This is a genomic window from Streptomyces sp. BE303, from assembly GCF_036290945.1.
Taxonomy (GTDB): Bacteria; Actinomycetota; Actinomycetes; order Streptomycetales; family Streptomycetaceae; genus Kitasatospora.
This window is the reverse complement of record NZ_JAQYWZ010000947.1, coordinates 1-17900: the sequence shown is the minus strand read 5'-3', so window position 1 is coordinate 17900 and position 17900 is coordinate 1. Positions and strand designations below refer to the sequence as shown.

Genomic DNA, 17900 nt, shown 5'->3' with positions numbered 1-17900 from the left:
CGGCGCCCGGGCCACGACACGGCAGTGCCCCGGGCCGGGGGGCCCGGGGCACTGCCGCGTGGGGGAGGGGGGGAGGTCGGGTTCCGGTCGGATCAGCCCTGCTGGTCCTCGGGGAGGCTGATCACCCAGCGGGTGTCCTGCCGGGGGCGCAGGTAGAACAGCCAGTAGAGGGTGGCGGCCGCGGTGATGCCGCCGGTCCACAGCAGCGGCACGGTGTCGAGCTGGGTGATGATGTAGACCAGCACGACGATCAGGACCACCGGGACGGCGGGCCAGAGCGGCATCCGCCAGGCGGCGGCGTGCTTGTGCCGGTCGCGGCGGGAGAGCAGCGCGGCGATCGCGACCAGCAGGTACATCCCGGTGACGGCGACGCCGGTGATCTCGCTGAGCAGCTCGCCCTCGACGAAGCAGAGCGCGGCGCCCGGCAGGCCGACGGCCAGGGTGGCGACCCACGGGGAGCCGAACCGGCCCAGGGTGGCGAAGGCCTTGTTGACCGGGTCGGGCCAGGCCTTGTCGCGGGCCGAGGCGAACAGCACCCGGGAGTTCTGGATGACCATGACGATGCCGGCGTTGATGATGGCCAGGGCGACGCAGAGGCTGATGAAGGTGCCGACCGCGGAGTTGCTCCAGGCGGTGACCATGCCGGAGATGTCGCCCGAGCTGAGCGTCGCCAGGTCGGGGGCGCCCACGGTGATCGCGGTGACCGGGACGAGGATGACGGCGGCGGAGATGCCCAGCGTCCACAGCACGGTGCGGGAGACGTTGCGGCGCGGGTTCTCCAGCTCCTCGGAGAGGTAGACCGCGGTGGAGAAGCCCTGGGTGATGAAGAGCGCGATGCCGAGTGCGCCGATGACGGCGCCGATGCTCACCGTGGTGGTGACGCCGTCCTCGCCGGTGACGACGCCGTGCAGCATGCTCGGCGCGTCGCTGTTGGCGTGGGCGAAGCCCAGCACCGAGACGACCCCGGCGGCGATGACCTCCAGGACCAGGAAGATGCCGGTGATCCAGGCGTTGGCGCGCAGGTCGAGCAGGCCGGCCAGGGTGGCGGCGAGCATCACCGCGGCGCCGGCGATCGGCTTGTCGACGTGGAGCACGGGCGCGAGGTAGTCGGCGGTGCCGAGGGCGATCACCGAGGGGACGATCATCACCACGATCAGCGAGAGCACGAAGACCAGCCAGCCGGCCAGCCGTCCGGCCAGCGTGCCGACCATCGCGTACTCGCCGCCCGCGCTGGGGATCAGGGTGCCGAGCTCGGAGTAGCAGAAGGCGACCGCGATACAGAGCACCGAGCCGATCGCGATGGCCAGCGCGGTGGCGCTGCCGATGCTGGAGAACAGCTCCGGGACGATCACGAAGAGCGTGGAGGCCGGGGTGACGCAGGACAGCGTGAGCAGCGTGCCGCCCACGACGCCGATCGAGCGCTTGAGCGTCTGCGGGGCGGCGGCGGTGCCCGCGGTCGCCGTGGCGGGGGCTACGGCGCGTGGCGGGCGAAGCGTGTCGGTCATGAGGCTTCCGATCGGCTCTGTGCGGTCCTGGAGAGGGAGCGGTATCGCCTCCGCTGGCTGGTTGCTCGGTTTCTGGTTCTGTCGCTCCCGGGCCGCCATGGAACCTTGCCCGTATCGATCGAGTCAATCGTCGAATTGCTTCGGAATCCGTTGCGGTCGACGGCATAAGCATGCGATCTCATGATCACAGATCGTCATCACTATGCATGTCCGACTTGTTACCTTCGCCACCCTGGGTCTGAATCCAAGGTGAACGCGGGATTGCGAGCGCCCATTCAAAGGCGACGTCTCGACGTCAGGACAGGTCGATCGGCCGCCCCCGGGTGGCCCGCCCGCCGTTCCGGGAGGTGCGGGAACCGCAGCCCTCCGGCGTAAAGATCTAGGTAACGTTTCAGCAGATGGGACGTGGGGCGGGGCCGGACCCTCGCGGATCCGGCCCGTCGATCACCCTCCGTCACCTGTGTCGGGTCCGTCGTGCATAGCCACGCCGGCGCGTCACGACGCCGGCAGCCAGCCGGTCTGGACCATCTGCCCGCCGGTCACCCGGCGCGAGACGAACACCCCGCGGCCCGGCGGCAGCGCCTGCGGCTTGACCGTGCCCAGCAGCGCCCCCTCGTCCCGGTTGCCGGACAGCAGCACGCCCTGGCCGCCCAGCTCGCGCATCCGCTGCATGAACGGCTCGTACAGCGACCGGCCGGCCCCGCCCGCGCTCCGCGCCACGATCACCCGCAGACCGATGTCGCGGGCGAACGGCAGGAACTCCGTCAGCGCGGCCAGCGGGTTGCCGGAGGCGGTGGCCACCAGCTCGTAGTCGTCCACGACGACGAACATGTCCTTGCCGCTGTACCAGCTGCGGTTGCGCAGCTGCTCGGGGGTCACGTCCGGTCCGGGCAGGCGGCGGGCGCACGCCCCGCGCAGCATCTCGACCACCCGGGTCATGGCCGGCTGCGCGGCCGCGTACTCCACCAGGTGGTCCGGCGGCACGGTGCCGAGCAGCGCCCGCCGGTAGTCGCCCACCACGATGCCGGCCTGGTCCGGGGTGTACCGGTCGGTGATCTGCTTGACCAGCATCCGCAGCAGCGCCGACTTCCCGGACTCGGTGTCGCCGAAGACGATGAACAGCGGATCGGTCTCGAAGTTGACGAAGGCCGGTGCCAGCTCCGCCTCGTCGACGCCGAACGCGACGCCCCGCTCGGGGTGCTCGAAGCCCTTCGGCAGCGCGTGGCCGTCCAGCACCGTCGGCAGCATCCGCACCTGCGGCGCGCGCGGGCCCGTCCAGGCGGCGTCGACGGCCGCGACCAGTCCGGCCACGCCGTCCCGGAGGTCGTCCACCGCGCTCGACCCGTCGAGCCGCGGCAGGCCGGTGAGGAAGTGCAGCCGGTCCGCGGTGACCCCGCGCCCCGGGACGGCCGGCACGTTCTGCGCCACCCGGCGGTCCACCTCGGACTCCATCGCGTCGCCGAGCTTCAGTTCGGTCCGGTTCTGCAGCAGGTCCTTGAGCGCCGGCCGCACCTCCGCGTACCGGGCGGCGGTGACGATCAGGTGGACGCCGTAGCCGAGGCCGCGCTGGGCGATGTCCCCGATCACGCCCTCCAGCATCTCGAACTCCTGCTTGAAGGTGTTCCAGCCGTCGATCACCAGGAAGACGTCGCCGAACCGCTCGTCCGGCAGCTGTCCGGCCGCCCGGCGGGAGCGGTAGGTCGCGATGGAGTCGAGTCCGGTCGCCCGGAACAGCTCCTCGCGCCGGTTCAGCACGCCGTGCACCTCGGAGACGGTCCGGCGGACCTTCTCGACGTCCAGCCGCCCGGCCACCCCGCCGACGTGCGGCAGGTCCTGGAGCGACTGGAAGCCGCCGCCGCCGAAGTCCAGCAGGTAGAACTGCACCTCCAGCGGGGTGTGGGTGAGCGCGAACGCGGCCACCGCGGTGCGCACCACCGTCGACTTGCCGGACCGGGGCCCGCCGACGACCAGTCCGTGGCCGGCCGCGCCCGCGTAGTCCTGGTCGAGGATGTCGCGCTTCTGGTCGCGCGGGCGGTCGACGGTGCCGACCGGCACCCGCAGGCGGCCCAGCGCCCCGTACCCGGGTGCGGTCAGCCCGCGTTCCGGGGTCGTCCGGAGCGGCGGCAGCAGCTGGTCCACGCTCGGCGGCGCGTCCAGCGGCGGCAGCCACACCTGGTGCGCGGCCGGGCCCCGGCCCGCCATCCGCTGCACGAACACGTCCAGCACGGTGTCCACCAGGGCGTCGTCCGGCTCCTCGGCGAGCGGCTCGACCTCCTGCACCGGCGGTTCCGACACCGCCACCTCGGCCGCCGTGAACACCACCGGCCGCGCGGTCACCAGCCGGCCGCCGGTCGACCGCTGCTGCCCCGGCGCCCGGTACGGCCCGGACACGTACGCGGCCTTGAACCGCTCCATCACGTCGGTGCCGAACTTGAGGTAGCCGACGCCCGGCACCGGCGGCAGGTGGTAGGCGTCCGGCACGCCGATCGCCGCCCGCGACTCGGCCGCGGAGAAGGTGCGCAGGCCGATCCGGTACGAGAGGTAGGTGTCCAGGCCGCGCAGCTTGCCCTCCTCCAGGCGCTGCGAGGCCAGCAGCAGGTGCACCCCCAGCGACCGGCCGATCCGGCCGATCTGGATGAACATGTCGATGAAGTCGGGCTTGGCGGTGAGGAGTTCGGAGAACTCGTCGATGATCAGCACCAGCGAGGGCAGCGGGTCCAGCGCCGCGCCGGCCGCCCGGGCCCGCTCGTACTCGTGGACGTTGGCGTAGTTGCCCGCCCGGTGCAGCAGCTCCTGGCGGCGGTTGAGTTCGCCCTCGATCGCGTCCCGCATGCGGTCGACCAGGGTGAGCTGACCCTCCAGGTTGGTGATCACCGCCGAGGTGTGCGGCATGTCCGCCATCCCCGCGAAGGTGGCCCCGCCCTTGAAGTCGGCGAGCACGAAGTTCAGGGTCTCCGAGGTGTGCGTCATCGCCAGCGCCAGCACCAGGGTGCGCAGCAGCTCGGACTTGCCGGAGCCGGTCGCGCCGACGCACAGGCCGTGCGGACCCATGCCCTCCAGCGCGGCCTCCTTGATGTCCAGGTGGATGTGCTCGCCGCCGGCCCCGACCCCGATCGGCACCCGCAGTCGCTCGTGCTGCGCCCGCCGGCGCCAGCTGCGGGTCACGTCGAAGGAGCCCGGGTCGCCCGAGTTCATCAGGTCGGTGAAGTCGAGGTCGGAGAGCAGCGGTTCGTCGTCGCCGCCGGCCGACGCCCGGTACGGGGCCAGCTGGCGGGCGAGCGCCTCCGACTGCCAGGCCGACAGGACGTCCGGCTTGCCGGAGTACGTCGCGCCCGACGCCGAGCGGAGCACCAGCGTGTCCGGCGTGACCGTCATGATCAGATGCCCGGTCGGCTCGTCCAGGTCACCGGGAACCACCTCGATGACGGTCACCCCGTGCACGCCCTCGGCGCCGGCCAGCAAGGAGTCGTGCGGCACCGCGGCGCCGTCCGTCACGACGACGACGTGCGGCTGGTCAGGGGACGGCGCGGCGTCCCGGACGAACCGCTGGCGGCCCGCCAGTTCGTCCTGCAGCAGGAACTCCAGCTCGCCGAGGCCGGTGGCGGTCAGCCGGCGCGAGCCCGCGCCGTCGTACTCCTTGCGGTGCTGGTTGTGCGGGAGCCACTTGGTCCACTCCCACTCCTCCGCCGCGCCCGGCGCCGCGGCCACCGCCACCAGCAGGTCGTCCGGCGAGTGCAGCGTCGTCAACTGGGCGATCATCGCCCGTACGTTGCCGTACACGGTGTCCGGGTCCCCGCACACCGTGACGTGGTAGAACGCCCGCAGCGAGACCGCCAACGGCAGGTCCTGCAGGGTGCCGTGGGCCTTCAGGAAGGTCTGCATCGCGGCCGCCGAGAGCGGCTCCAGCTCGTCCATCGGCGCCGTCTGCGGTGCGACCAGCGGGGTGGACAGCTGCACCGGCCCCCGGCCGACCCGGATCTGTGCGAAGTCGGCGTCGCCGGTGCGGCGTTCCCAGATCCGCCGGCCGTCCGCCACGATCGACCAGAGCTGGTCGGGCTCGGGATTGAGGAACAGCTGCGCGCCGCGCTGGCGCTCGGCGGTCCGGCGCACCTGGCGGCGCATCTGCTGCAGGTACTTGAGGTAGTCGCGGCGCTCGTCCGCGGTGGCGGTGGAGCCGCCCCGGCGGACGCGGACGATCTGGGCGAGCACCATGCCGACCGTCGAGACGATCATCAGACCGCCCATGATCTTCATCGGGGCCGGGGCGCCCGGAGAGAAGAAGAAGACCGCAGACCCGCCCATCCCGAGCATCGGCAGGACGCCCATCACCCAGTCCTCGCCGCCCGAACGGGGCAGCTCGGGCGGGCCGACCAGCTCCACCGGCTCGTCCGGCACCGCCGGCGGATAGGCCCGGGGCGGCCGCTTCACCGTGATCACGCCCATGCGCGCCCCACCCCACGACCACGAACGCTTCGCTCGATCACTACGGCATCAGCCCTCACGCCACTGGATCCGTACGGGTGAGCGCGCCCCGTGTGGCGCCGCCCCCGCTCCGCCGACCGCAGGCACCCGGGAGGGGAGCGCGGCCCCGCCCCCGTCGCCTCGCGCAGGGGCCGATCCTACTGGGCGCCCCGCCCCGCCACACCGCCGTCCGCCCGCCCGTCCGCCGCCCTGCGTCGAGGACGGGCGCGAGCCGGGCGGTAAAGTGACGCTTCGTCAACGTGCGTCCCGGGTGGACCGGTTCCGATCGCGGGCCGCGATCGGAACCGGGTCGAACCGGCCGCCGGCGCACGGCGCGCCGTCAACGGAAACGCCGACGGAATCACCGGCAGAACCATCAGCGGAACCGGCAAGGTCAGCAGGTCGGCAGGGCCGACGAGGGGGAGCGCCCAGTGCGTCGAGCGAACGCGAGGTCCGGGTCATGAACACCTCTGCCACCACCGGCTTCTGCCGGGTCACCGTCGTCGCCCCGGACAGCCGGATCGACGTCGCCCTGCCCGAGGACATCCCGCTCGCGGACGTGTATCCCGAGGTGCTGCGGCTCTCCCACCAGACCCGGCCGGACGGCGCCCCCACCGGATTCCACCTCGTCCGCCGCGACGGCACCGTCCTCGACGGCAGCCTGTCGCTCGCCGCCCAGCAGGTGCGCGACGGCGACCTGCTCAGCCTCCGCCCGTTCGCGGAGTCGCTGCCCCCCGCCGTCTACGACGACGTCGCCGACGCCATCGCCACCGCCGGTGAGACCGACCGCCGGTTCTGGAGCCCCGAACTGATGCGGGCCTTCGGCCTGACCGGCGCGGGCGTGCTGCTCGCCCTGCTCGGCTTCGTGCTCTGGTTCGCCGACCTGCGTCACGACATGCACGGCCTGCCCGGCGTGCTCTCCGGCGTCGTCGCCGTCGTGCTCACCGCCTTCGCCGGTGTGCGGGCCCGGGTCTACCGGGACGCCTGGGCCGGTCTCGCGCTCGGCCTCGGCGCCCTTCCGCACGCCATGATCGCCGGCAGCGGGATCCTCGCCCCGGCCGCGCCCCTGGAGGGCCCCGGCCGGCTCCACTTCCTCACCGGCTGCGTGACCGTCCTGGTCGTCGCCGTCCTGCTGGTCGGTTTGCTGCCCGAGAGGGACGCGCTGTTCGTCGCGGCCGCCTTCCTGTCCGCCGCCGGTGCGCTCGCCACCTTCGCGGCCGTCCTGCTGCCCGACACCCCGGCCGACCACATCGCCGCCGTCACCGGGGTCACCGCCGTCGCCGTGATCGGCTTCCTGCCCGGCCTCTCCGCCCGCTTCGCCCGGCTGCCCGTCGGATTCAGCGCCCCCGGCCAGGCCCGCACGCGCAGCCGCGACCACGACGAGGAGGCCGACCGCGCCGAACTGGTGCAGTACGAGCGGATCGCCCACCAGGCCCGCCGCGGCCACGAGGTGCTGGTGGGCCTGGTCGGCGGCTGCGCCGCGGTGATCGTCGGCGCCTGCGCGGTGCTGGGCTTCACCGACGGGACCTTCCCCGAACTGCTCGCCCTCGCCCTCGGGCTCGCCACCATGCTCCGGGCCCGGCTCTTCCGCTACAGCGCGCAGGTCCTCGGCCTGACCGTGGCCGGCCTGTCCGGACTCTCCCTACTGGTCGTCGGACTCGCCCTGCACACCCCGCAGTTCGTCCTCCGCGCGGGTGTCGGCTCCACCGGTGCGGACCTGCGCACCGTCTGGCTGACCGCCTCGATCGCCTTCGGCGCCGCGGTCCTCGTCGCGATCGCCCTGGTGGTGCCCCGGCTCGGCGTCTCCCCGTTCTGGGGGCGGATCCTGGACCTGGTCGACAGCCTGACCCTGATGGCGCTGGTCCCGCTGGTGCTGGCGGTCCTCGACGTCTACCGGCTGGTGCGCGGAGCCACCGGCTGACCCGCCCCGTCCTGCCGGGCACCGGCCGCCGTCGGGCGGGATCACCGGCACTGGTACGCTTGGCCTCCGAGCGCAGCCGTGTGTCCGCCCCCGTCGGGGGCGCCGACCGCCGGCCGCGCCCGTCACGACACCGAGTTCTCACAGAGTCCTGTGCCGTAGACCAGGACCGCTTGGTATCACTTCGAAGGAGTTGCACGTGGCTCTCGCCTCTGACGTCAAGAAGCAGATCTTCGCCGAGTTCGGCCAGAAGGAGGGCGACACCGGCTCCCCCGAGGTCCAGGTCGCCATGCTCTCCCGCCGCATCGCGGACCTGACCGAGCACCTCAAGGTCCACAAGCACGACCACCACTCGCGCCGTGGCCTGCTCATCCTGGTCGGCCAGCGTCGCCGTCTGCTGCAGTACCTGGCCAAGAAGGACATCGAGCGCTTCCGTACGCTCGTCGACCGCCTGGGCATCCGCCGCGGTGCCGCCGGTGGCGCCCGCTAAGACCGCCGCTCGGGGCGGCTCCCCACACCGGGGGGCCGCCCCTCGCGCGTATGCTGCGGCCGATGGCCCGGGGCGCCCTGGCGGCGCCCGAACATAACAACTCGCGCGCACCTCCCCAGGTGCCCGAGGATTGCACCGTAGGGTTGTGGGAAATGCCGGTGATGGCGCTGTCGAGCGCCACCCAGGCAGAAAGACCCCAGACCCCCCGCGGGACGAAGGCTTCAAACGGAAGCCGCCCGCATCCGAGAGAGCGTCCAGACGCGGACCGCCAACCCGGACCCGGCCAGTCGAGAGGCGCCGGTCCTCGGTAGTGGCCGCCGGAAGCCCCGCAGACCGAAGCGGGGCGCACCGGAGGCTTCGATCGAAGACCGGCCCGACTGCCCCCCTCTGCGAAAGAGGGCCAGGGGCCCCCGGCAGACGATGCGCGGGGACGCTCTCCCGGAGAACGTACGAAAGAGGAGATCTTCCAGGTGGAAGAGAACGTGTTCTACGCCGAGGCCGTGATCGACAACGGTTCCTTCGGCACCCGTACCATCCGCTTCGAGACCGGCCGTCTGGCCCGTCAGGCCGCCGGCTCCGCCGTGGCCTACCTGGACGACGACACCATGGTGCTGTCGGCGACCAGCGCGTCCAAGCAGCCGAAGGAGCACTTCGACTTCTTCCCGCTGACGGTGGACGTCGAGGAGCGGATGTACGCCGCCGGCCGCATCCCCGGCTCCTTCTTCCGTCGTGAGGGCCGGCCCTCCGAGGACGCGATCCTCACCTGCCGCCTGATCGACCGCCCGCTGCGCCCGTCCTTCGTCAAGGGCCTGCGCAACGAGATCCAGGTCGTCGTCACCGTGATGGCGCTCAACCCGGACCACCTGTACGACGTGGTGGCCATCAACGCCGCCTCCGCCTCCACCCAGCTGGCGGGCCTGCCGTTCTCCGGCCCGATCGGTGGCGTGCGCGTCGCCCTGATCAACGGCCAGTGGGTGGCCTTCCCGACCCACAGCGAGCTGGAGTCGGCCGTCTTCGACATGGTCGTGGCCGGCCGCACCCTGCCGGACGGCGACGTCGCGATCATGATGGTCGAGGCCGAGGCCACGAACAAGACCATCAAGCTCGTCGAGGGCGGCGCCGAGGCGCCGACCGAGGAGATCGTCGCCGCCGGTCTGGACGCCGCCAAGCCGTTCATCAAGGTGCTCTGCGCCGCCCAGGCCCAGCTGGCCGCCCAGGCCGCCAAGCCGACCGGCGAGTTCCCGGTCTTCCTGGACTACCAGGACGACGTGCTCGCCGCGCTGTCCGCCGCCGTCAAGGACGAGCTGGCGCAGGCCCTCACCATCGCGGGCAAGCAGGAGCGCAACAACGAGCTGGACCGCGTCAAGGCGCTGGCCGCCGAGAAGCTGCTGCCCGAGTTCGAGGGTCGCGAGAAGGAGATCAGCGCCGCCTACAACGCGCTGACCAAGAAGACCGTCCGCGAGCGCGTCATCAAGGACAAGGTCCGCATCGACGGCCGCGGTGTCACCGACATCCGCACCCTGGCCGCCGAGGTCGAGGCCATCCCGCGGGTGCACGGCTCGGCCCTGTTCGAGCGCGGCGAGACCCAGATCCTGGGTGTCACCACGCTGAACATGCTCCGCATGGAGCAGCAGCTGGACACGCTCTCCCCGGAGACGCGTCGCCGCTACATGCACAACTACAACTTCCCGCCGTACTCGGTCGGCGAGACCGGCCGCGTCGGTTCGCCGAAGCGCCGCGAGATCGGCCACGGCGCGCTCGCCGAGCGGGCGATCCTGCCGGTCCTGCCGACCCGCGAGGAGTTCCCGTACGCCATCCGCCAGGTCTCCGAGGCGCTGAGCTCCAACGGCTCCACCTCGATGGGCTCGGTCTGCGCCTCGACCATGTCGCTGCTGAACGCCGGTGTGCCGCTGAAGGCCGCCGTCGCCGGTATCGCCATGGGCCTGATCTCGCAGGAGATCGACGGTGAGACCCACTACGTGACCCTCACCGACATCCTCGGTGCCGAGGACGCGTACGGCGACATGGACTTCAAGGTCGCCGGTACTCGCAACTTCATCACCGCCCTGCAGCTGGACACCAAGCTCAACGGCATCCCGGCGTCGGTGCTCGCCGCCGCGCTGAAGCAGGCCCGCGACGCCCGCCTGCACATCCTCGACGTGATGAACGAGGCCATCGACTCCCCGGACGAGATGTCCCCGAACGCGCCGCGCATCATCACCATCAAGATCCCGGTGGACAAGATCGGTGAGGTCATCGGCCCCAAGGGCAAGATGATCAACCAGATCCAGGAGGACACCGGCGCCGAGATCACGATCGAGGACGACGGCACCATCTACATCGGTGCCGCCGACGGCCCGGCCGCCGAGGCCGCCCGCACCACGATCAACCAGATCGCGAACCCGACCATGCCGGAGGTCGGAGAGCGTTACCTGGGCACCGTGGTCAAGACCACGACCTTCGGTGCCTTCGTGTCGCTCATGCCGGGCAAGGACGGTCTGCTGCACATCTCGCAGATCCGCAAGCTGGCCGGCGGCAAGCGCGTCGAGAACGTCGAGGACGTCCTCGGCGTCGGCGCCAAGGTGCAGGTCGAGATCGCCGAGATCGACCCGCGCGGCAAGCTCTCCCTGATCCCGGTCGTCGAGGGCGAAGAGGCCGGCGAGGCCGCTTCCGAGTGAAGCGCCGCTAGCTGACCCAGCGGCCCGCACGCCCCCGTCGGCGTGCGGGCCGCACCCTGTTGTCCCGCTCCCCATGCTCTTTACGGATTGCTTTCTACGGAGGTACCACCGTGGCCCAGGCCTCGGCGGCGAAGCAGCGCCCCGGCACGACCCGGACCCTGCTCAAGGGCGCGGACGGCGCCGGCACGGTGCGCCGCACCGTCCTCCCCGGCGGCCTGCGCGTCGTCACCGAGACCCTGCCGACGGTGCGCTCCGCGACCTTCGGCATCTGGGTCGGCGTCGGCTCGCGTGACGAGACCCCGCAGCTCAACGGCGCCACCCACTACCTGGAGCACCTGCTCTTCAAGGGCACCGAGCGGCGCAGCGCGCTGGACATCTCGGCCGCCCTGGACGCGGTCGGCGGCGAGATGAACGCCTTCACCGCCAAGGAGAACACCTGCTACTACGCGCGGGTGCTCGACACCGACCTCCCGCTGGCCATCGACGTGGTCTGCGACATGCTCACCGGCTCCCTGATCCGCCCGGAGGACGTCGAGGCCGAACGCGGCGTCATCCTGGAGGAGATGGCGATGGCCGAGGACGATCCCGGTGACGTCGTCCACGACCTCTTCGCCAAGGTGATCTTCGGCACCGGCCCGCTCGGCCGCCCGATCCTCGGCACCCAGGAGACCGTCCGGTCGCTCACCCGCGACCAGATCGCCGGCTTCTTCCACCGCCGCTACAAGCCCGAGCACCTGGTCGTCGCCGCGGCCGGCAACCTCGACCACCGCAAGGTCGTCAAGCAGGTCGAGCAGGCCTTCGCCCCGCTGCTGGCCCGCTCCGAGGCCGCCCCCGCCGAGGCCCGGCGCGGCGTCAAGGCGCTGCGCACCGCCGGCCGGGTGGAGGTGCTCCAGCGCACCACCGAGCAGGCCCACCTGGTGCTGGGCGTGCCCGGTGTGCCCCGGCACGACGAGCGCCGCTGGGCGATGGGCGTGCTCAACGCGGCCCTCGGCGGCGGCATGAGCTCGCGGCTCTTCCAGGAGGTCCGCGAGAAGCGCGGCCTGGCGTACTCGGTCTACTCCTACTCCTCCTCGTACGCGGACAGCGGCCTGTTCGGCATCTACGCCGGCTGCCAGCCCAAGCGGGTCGAGGAGGTGCTGCGGATCTGCCGCGAGGAGCTCGCCAAGGTGGTCGCCGAAGGCATCACCGAGGAGGAGCTGCACCGCGCCGTCGGCCAGATCTCCGGTTCCACCGTGCTCGGCATGGAGGACACCGGCTCGCTGATGAACCGGATCGGCAAGGCGGAGCTCAGCTACGGCCACCACCTGTCGGTGGACGAGATGCTGGCGAAGATTGCGGCCGTGACCCTGGACGACGTGCACGCCGTGGCCCGTGATGTGCTGGGTGCCCACCGGCCGTCGCTCGCGCTGATCGGTCCGATCAACGACAAGCGGGCCGCCCGGCTCGCCGACCTGCTGGTCTGAAGGGACATCTCACCATGACGCTGCGTGTCGCCGTGATCGGCGCCAAGGGGCGGATCGGCTCGGAGGCCGTCAAGGCCGTCGAGGCCGCCCCGGACCTGGAGCTGGTCGCCACCCTCGGGCGGGGGTCGGAGCTCTCCGAGCTCACCGACGCCGGCGTGCAGGTCGCCGTCGAGCTGACCCATCCCGACTCCGTGATGGACAACCTCGACTACTGCCTGCAGCACGGCATCCACGTGGTCACCGGCACCACCGGCTGGACCGACGAGCGGCTGGCCACCGTCCGCGGCCGGCTCGACGGGGCACCGGAGCTCGGCCTGCTGATCGCGCCGAACTTCTCCATCGGCGCCGTGCTCGGCATGAAGTTCGCCCAGACCGCGGCCCGGTACTTCGAGTCGGTCGAGGTGGTCGAGCTGCACCACGACCACAAGGCCGACGCGCCCAGTGGCACCGCCACCCGCACCGCCCAGCTGATCGCCGCCGCCCGCGCCGAGGCCGGTCGGCCGCCGCAGCAGGACCCGACCACGCACGGCCTGCCCGGCGCCCGCGGCGCCGACGTGGACGGCGTGCCCGTGCACGCCGTCCGGCTGCGCGGCCTGCTCGCCCACCAGCAGGTGATGTTCGGGGACACCGGTGAGACCCTCACCATCCGCCACGACTCGCTGCACCACAGCAGCTTCATGCCGGGCATCCTGCTCGGCGTGCGCAAGGTCGTGGAGACTCCCGGGCTGACCCTCGGCCTCGAACACTTCCTGGACCTGTGACCGTGTCCGCCCCCCGGAGCGCGTCGTGACCTCCCGTACCGGCTTCTTCGTCCTCTCCGGCGTCCTGCTGCTGGTCGCCCTGGTCTGCGTGGGCGAGGGTGTCCAACTGCTCGCCACCGGCAAGCCGCTGGGCATCGGCCTGGGCCTCTGCGCCTTCGTCGTCCCGGTGATCGGCGTCTGGTTCCTGCGCCAGACGGTCCGCTTCGGCCGGTACAGCGAGCGGCTCGCCAAGGAGCTGGAGGCCGAGGGCGGCCTGCCGGTCGACGAGCTGAAGCGCACCACCGGCGGGCGGATCGACCGCGCCTCGGCCGATGCGGTGTTCGCCCGTCGCCGGGCCGAGGCCGAGGCGGCCCCGGGGGACTGGCGGGTGTTCTTCCGCCTGGCGGTCGCGTACGCCGACGCGGGCGACGTGCCGCGCGCCCGCAAGACCATGCAGCACGCGATCCGGCTGCACCGCACCGCGGGCGCGACCAGTACCACCGGCACCACCGGCACCACCGAATCCGCGAGGAGTAACGCGTGAGCGACCGCACGACGGCCCCCCAGTTCCGCAGCGACGTGACCGTGGACCTGGTCCGCAGCGCCGCCGCCGACTCGGACGTCATCTGGGCGGCCCGGGTCTCGACGGCGGGGGAGCAGTCCCTGGAGGCGCTCCAGGAGGACCCGGAGAAGTCCAAGGGCCTGATCAACTACCTGATGCGGGACCGGCACGGCACGCCGTTCGAGCACAACTCGATGACCTTCTTCATCAGCGCGCCGATCTTCGTCTTCCGCGAGTTCCACCGCCACCGCAGCGGCTGGTCCTACAACGAGGAGTCCGGGCGCTACCGCGAGCTGGAGCCGGTCTTCTACGTGCCCGCCGAGGAGCGCAAGCTGGTCCAGCAGGGCCGCCCGGGCCGGTACGAGTTCGTCGAGGGCACGGCGGAGCAGCACAGGACCGTCACCGCCTCGATGGAGGCCGCCTACCGCGAGGCGTACGAGCGGTACCAGGAGATGCTGGACGCGGGCGTGGCCCGCGAGGTGGCCCGTGCGGTGCTGCCGGTCGGTCTCTTCTCCTCGATGTACGCGACCTGCAACGCGCGCTCGCTGATGCACTTCCTGTCGCTGCGCACCAAGCGGGAGAACTCGGCGGTCCCGTCGTTCCCCCAGCGCGAGATCGAGATGGTGGCCGAGCAGATGGAGGAGCGGTGGGCCGAGCTCATGCCGCTCACCCGTGCGGCCTTCGAGAAGCACGGCCGGGTCGCCCCCTGACCTGCGACGACGAGCAGATGGGCGGAGTGTCGGGCATGTCTGGATTGCGGCATTTCTGACCTCTCCCTACGCTCGTGAACACGGATTCCGGTGCTGCTTGAACCCCCGAGCACGCAGCACCGGAATCCCATGTCCGCGCTGTTGGCGCGGCCTCCGGTGCGCCCGCCCGAGCGGCGCACCTGTCCGAACCCTGGACCGGCCTGGGTACCGCCCCACCGCCTACGAGTAGCTTTGGACGCATGGCTCCGACCTCCACCTCCCAGACGCCCTTCGGCCGGGTCCTGACCGCGATGGTGACCCCGTTCACCGCCGACGGCGGCCTCGACCTCGACGGCGCCCAGCGCCTCGCCGCGCACCTCGTCGACTCGGGCAACGACGGCCTCGTCGTCAACGGCACCACCGGCGAGTCCCCGACCACCAGCGACGCCGAGAAGGCCCGGCTCGTCCGCGCGGTGGTGGAGGCGGTGGGGGACCGGGCACACGTGGTGGCCGGCGTCGGCACCAACGACACGCACCACAGCGCCGACCTGGCCCGCCAGGCCGAGGCCGCCGGGGCGCACGGCCTGCTGGTCGTCACGCCGTACTACAGCAAGCCCCCGCAGGAGGGCCTGTACCGGCACACCACGCACATCGCCGACGCCACCGGCCTGCCGGTCATGCTGTACGACATCCCCGGCCGCAGCGGTGTCGCGCTGAGCCACGAGACCCTGGTCCGGCTCGGCGAGCACCCGCGGATCGTCGCCAACAAGGACGCCAAGGGCGACCTCGGCGCCGCCGCCTGGGCCATCGCCCGCTCGGACCTGGCCTGGTACTCCGGCGACGACATCCTCAACCTGCCGCTGCTGTCGGTCGGAGCCGTCGGTGTGGTGAGCGTCGTCGGACACCTGGTCGCCGCCGAGCTGCGGGCCATGGTCGAGGGCTTCCTGTCCGGCGATGTGGCCAAGGCCACGGCCGTCCACCAGCGCCTGCTGCCGGTCTTCACCGGTATCTTCCGCACGCAGGGCGTCATCCTCACCAAGGCCGCACTGGAGCTCCAGGGACACCCGTCCGGGCCGCTGCGGCTGCCCCTCGTCGGCGCGACTCCCGAGGAGATCGCGCAACTGAAGAAGGATCTCGCCGCCGGCGGGGTAGACCTGTAACAGACACAGACGTGCGCGCCCCGGCTCGCCGGACCCTCACGGGTTCGCCGCTGGACCGGACCGAAGGCGCGAATGCACAGACCCAGTAGGAAAAACCGACACTGAGTACGCACGCCATATGTCTCGCGGGGGAGGACCCCCGGGCATATGGCGTGCGCCGTGAGGAGAGTCTTTTGAGCCACCCGCATCCCGAACTCGGCGCACCCCCCGCTCTCAAGCAGGGCGCCCTGCGTATCACTCCGCTCGGCGGTCTCGGCGAGATCGGCCGCAACATGACGGTCTTCGAGTACGGGGACCGCATTCTCATCGTCGACTGCGGCGTCCTCTTCCCGGAGGACGAGCAGCCCGGCGTCGACCTGATCCTCCCGGACTTCACCTACATCCGGGACCGCCTCGACAAGATCGACGGCATCGTCCTCACGCACGGCCACGAGGACCACATCGGCGCCGTGCCGTTCCTGCTCCGGGAGAACCCGGACATCCCGCTGATCGGCTCGAAGCTCACGCTCGCGCTGATCGAGGCGAAGCTCGCCGAGCACCGCATCCGGCCGTACGTCCTGGAGGTCAAGGAGGGCGACCGCGAGCGGATCGGCCCCTTCGACTGCCAGTTCATCGCGGTCAACCACTCCATCCCGGACGCGCTGGCCGTCGCCGTGCGCACGCCCGCCGGCATGGTCGTCGCCACCGGCGACTTCAAGATGGACCAGCTGCCGCTCGACGGCCGCCTCACCGACCTGCCGGCCTTCGCCAAGCTGGCGGAGGAGGGCATGGACCTGCTGCTGGTGGACTCCACCAACGCCGAGGTCCCCGGTTTCATCCCGAGCGAGCGCGACATCTCGGTCGCGCTGCGAAACGTTTTCGCGAACGCCGACAAGCGCATCATCGTGGCCTCGTTCGCGAGCCACGTGCACCGCATCCAGCAGGTGCTGGACGCCGCGCACGAGTACAAGCGGAAGGTCGCGTTCGTCGGCCGTTCGATGGTCCGCAACATGGGCATCGCCCGCGACCTCGGGTACCTGAAGGTCCCCGGCAACATGGTCGTCGACGTCAAGCAGCTGGACGACCTGCCGGACAAGGACGTCGTGCTGATCTGTACCGGTTCGCAGGGCGAGCCGATGGCCGCGCTGTCCCGGATGGCCAACCGCGACCACCAGATCCGCATCGTCGAGGGCGACACCGTCGTCCTGGCCTCATCGCTGATCCCGGGCAACGAGAACGCCGTCTACCGGGTCATCAACGGCCTGACCCGCTGGGGCGCCAAGGTCGTGCACAAGGGCAACGCCAAGGTGCACGTCTCCGGCCACGCCTCGGCCGGCGAGCTGCTGTACTTCTTCAACATCTGCAAGCCGCGCAACCTGATGCCGGTCCACGGTGAATGGCGTCACCTGCGTGCCGCCGCCGATCTCGGTATCGCCACCGGCGTGCCGCGCAACCGGACGGTCATCGCCGAGGACGGCGTCTGCGTCGACCTCGAAGGCGGCGTCGCCCGGATCGTCGGCAAGGTCCAGGCCGGCTACGTGTACGTGGACGGCTCCTCGGTCGGTGACATCACCGAGGCCTCGCTCAAGGACCGCAGGATTCTCGGCGAGGAGGGCTTCATCTCCTGCTTCGTGGTGGTCGACTCCACCAACGGGAAGATCGTGGGCGGCCCGAGCATCCAGGCCCGTGGCTCGGGTATCGACGACGCCGCGTTCGCCCCCGTGACGGCCAAGCTGCAGGAGGCGCTCGACCGTTCGGCCGGCGACGGTGTCCTGGAGGTCCGCCAGGTCCAGCAGCTCGTCCGCCGGATTCTCGGCAAGTGGGTGGCGGACAACTACCGCCGCCGACCGATGATCCTGCCGGTCGTCGTCGAGGTCTGAGCCTTCGGCTCGCGACCCCTTGACCTCGGTTTGACGTGGGGCAGCCCGGTGCGTAATGTTCTCCGGGTTGCCCCACGGGACGGCCCCGGCAGAAGTTCTCGAACGAAATTCGAGAACGGAGCGCGGGAAACGGCCCGAAAAACTCTGCTAGAGTTCGGGAGCGCCGAAAGGCCGAAGCAAATCGGATGAATGAAACTCCGGAAAACGGAGCGGAAAACGTCTGGTAAGCTGGAGACACGAAAGAACGAAGCGCCCGGAGGGTCGGTGTGAAAGCCGCCTGAAGGAAGTGTCCGTTCCTTGAGAACTCAACAGCGTGCCAAAAGTCAACGCCAGATATGTTGACATCCCCGGCCTCGGACTTGTTTCGGGGTTGGA

11 protein-coding genes are annotated in these 17900 nt (G+C 71.2%); 9 read left to right on the top strand and 2 right to left on the bottom strand.

Features of this window, described 5'->3' with window-relative positions:
* Positions 1 to 92: 92 nt before the first annotated feature.
* Entirely contained in the window at positions 93 to 1505 is a 1413-nt protein-coding gene (locus tag PUR56_RS39695; RefSeq protein WP_329877550.1) for an APC family permease, read from the bottom strand.
* Between the two features lie 495 nt (positions 1506 to 2000).
* Positions 2001 to 5948 (bottom strand): type VII secretion protein EccCa, encoded by a 3948-nt coding sequence (gene eccCa, locus PUR56_RS39690; RefSeq protein ID WP_329952538.1) that lies wholly within the window; start codon positions 5946 to 5948, stop codon positions 2001 to 2003.
* Between the two features lie 478 nt (positions 5949 to 6426).
* Between eccCa and eccD the strand changes: the two genes are divergently transcribed.
* The 9 genes from eccD (at position 6427) to PUR56_RS39645 (ending at position 17525) form a co-directional block, all read left to right on the top strand.
* On the top strand, positions 6427 to 7887 hold the full coding sequence (eccD, locus tag PUR56_RS39685; RefSeq protein WP_329952537.1) for a type VII secretion integral membrane protein EccD: 1461 nt from the start codon (positions 6427 to 6429) through the stop codon (positions 7885 to 7887).
* A gap of 196 nt (positions 7888 to 8083) precedes the next feature.
* Positions 8084 to 8374, top strand: coding sequence for a 30S ribosomal protein S15 (rpsO, locus tag PUR56_RS39680; RefSeq protein ID WP_329877556.1), 291 nt, complete (start codon positions 8084 to 8086; stop codon positions 8372 to 8374).
* Positions 8375 to 8844: 470 nt separating this feature from the next.
* The gene (locus PUR56_RS39675) at positions 8845 to 11052 is read left to right on the top strand and encodes a polyribonucleotide nucleotidyltransferase (protein ID WP_329877558.1); all 2208 of its coding nucleotides are present in this window, start codon (positions 8845 to 8847) and stop codon (positions 11050 to 11052) included.
* A gap of 86 nt (positions 11053 to 11138) precedes the next feature.
* A complete protein-coding gene (locus PUR56_RS39670) occupies positions 11139 to 12515 on the top strand; it encodes a M16 family metallopeptidase (RefSeq protein ID WP_443034624.1) in 1377 nt (458 codons plus the stop codon).
* 14 nt (positions 12516 to 12529) lie between these two features.
* Complete coding sequence (gene dapB, locus PUR56_RS39665; RefSeq protein ID WP_329877562.1) at positions 12530 to 13276, top strand: 4-hydroxy-tetrahydrodipicolinate reductase; 747 nt, start codon at positions 12530 to 12532, stop codon at positions 13274 to 13276.
* A 25-nt stretch (positions 13277 to 13301) separates the two neighbouring features.
* Positions 13302 to 13799 carry a hypothetical protein gene (locus PUR56_RS39660; protein ID WP_329952535.1) on the top strand — a complete coding sequence of 166 codons (498 nt, stop codon included), beginning with the start codon at positions 13302 to 13304 and terminating at the stop codon, positions 13797 to 13799.
* Positions 13796 to 14527 (top strand): FAD-dependent thymidylate synthase, encoded by a 732-nt coding sequence (gene thyX, locus PUR56_RS39655; protein ID WP_329952534.1) that lies wholly within the window; start codon positions 13796 to 13798, stop codon positions 14525 to 14527. The genes PUR56_RS39660 and thyX overlap by 4 nt, the downstream gene beginning before the upstream one ends.
* Positions 14528 to 14766: 239 nt before the next feature.
* Positions 14767 to 15666: a 4-hydroxy-tetrahydrodipicolinate synthase gene (gene dapA / locus PUR56_RS39650; protein WP_329952533.1), complete on the top strand. Its 900-nt coding sequence runs from the start codon at positions 14767 to 14769 to the stop codon at positions 15664 to 15666.
* A gap of 173 nt (positions 15667 to 15839) precedes the next feature.
* On the top strand, positions 15840 to 17525 hold the full coding sequence (locus tag PUR56_RS39645; RefSeq protein ID WP_329877570.1) for a ribonuclease J: 1686 nt from the start codon (positions 15840 to 15842) through the stop codon (positions 17523 to 17525).
* Positions 17526 to 17900 lie beyond the last annotated feature (375 nt).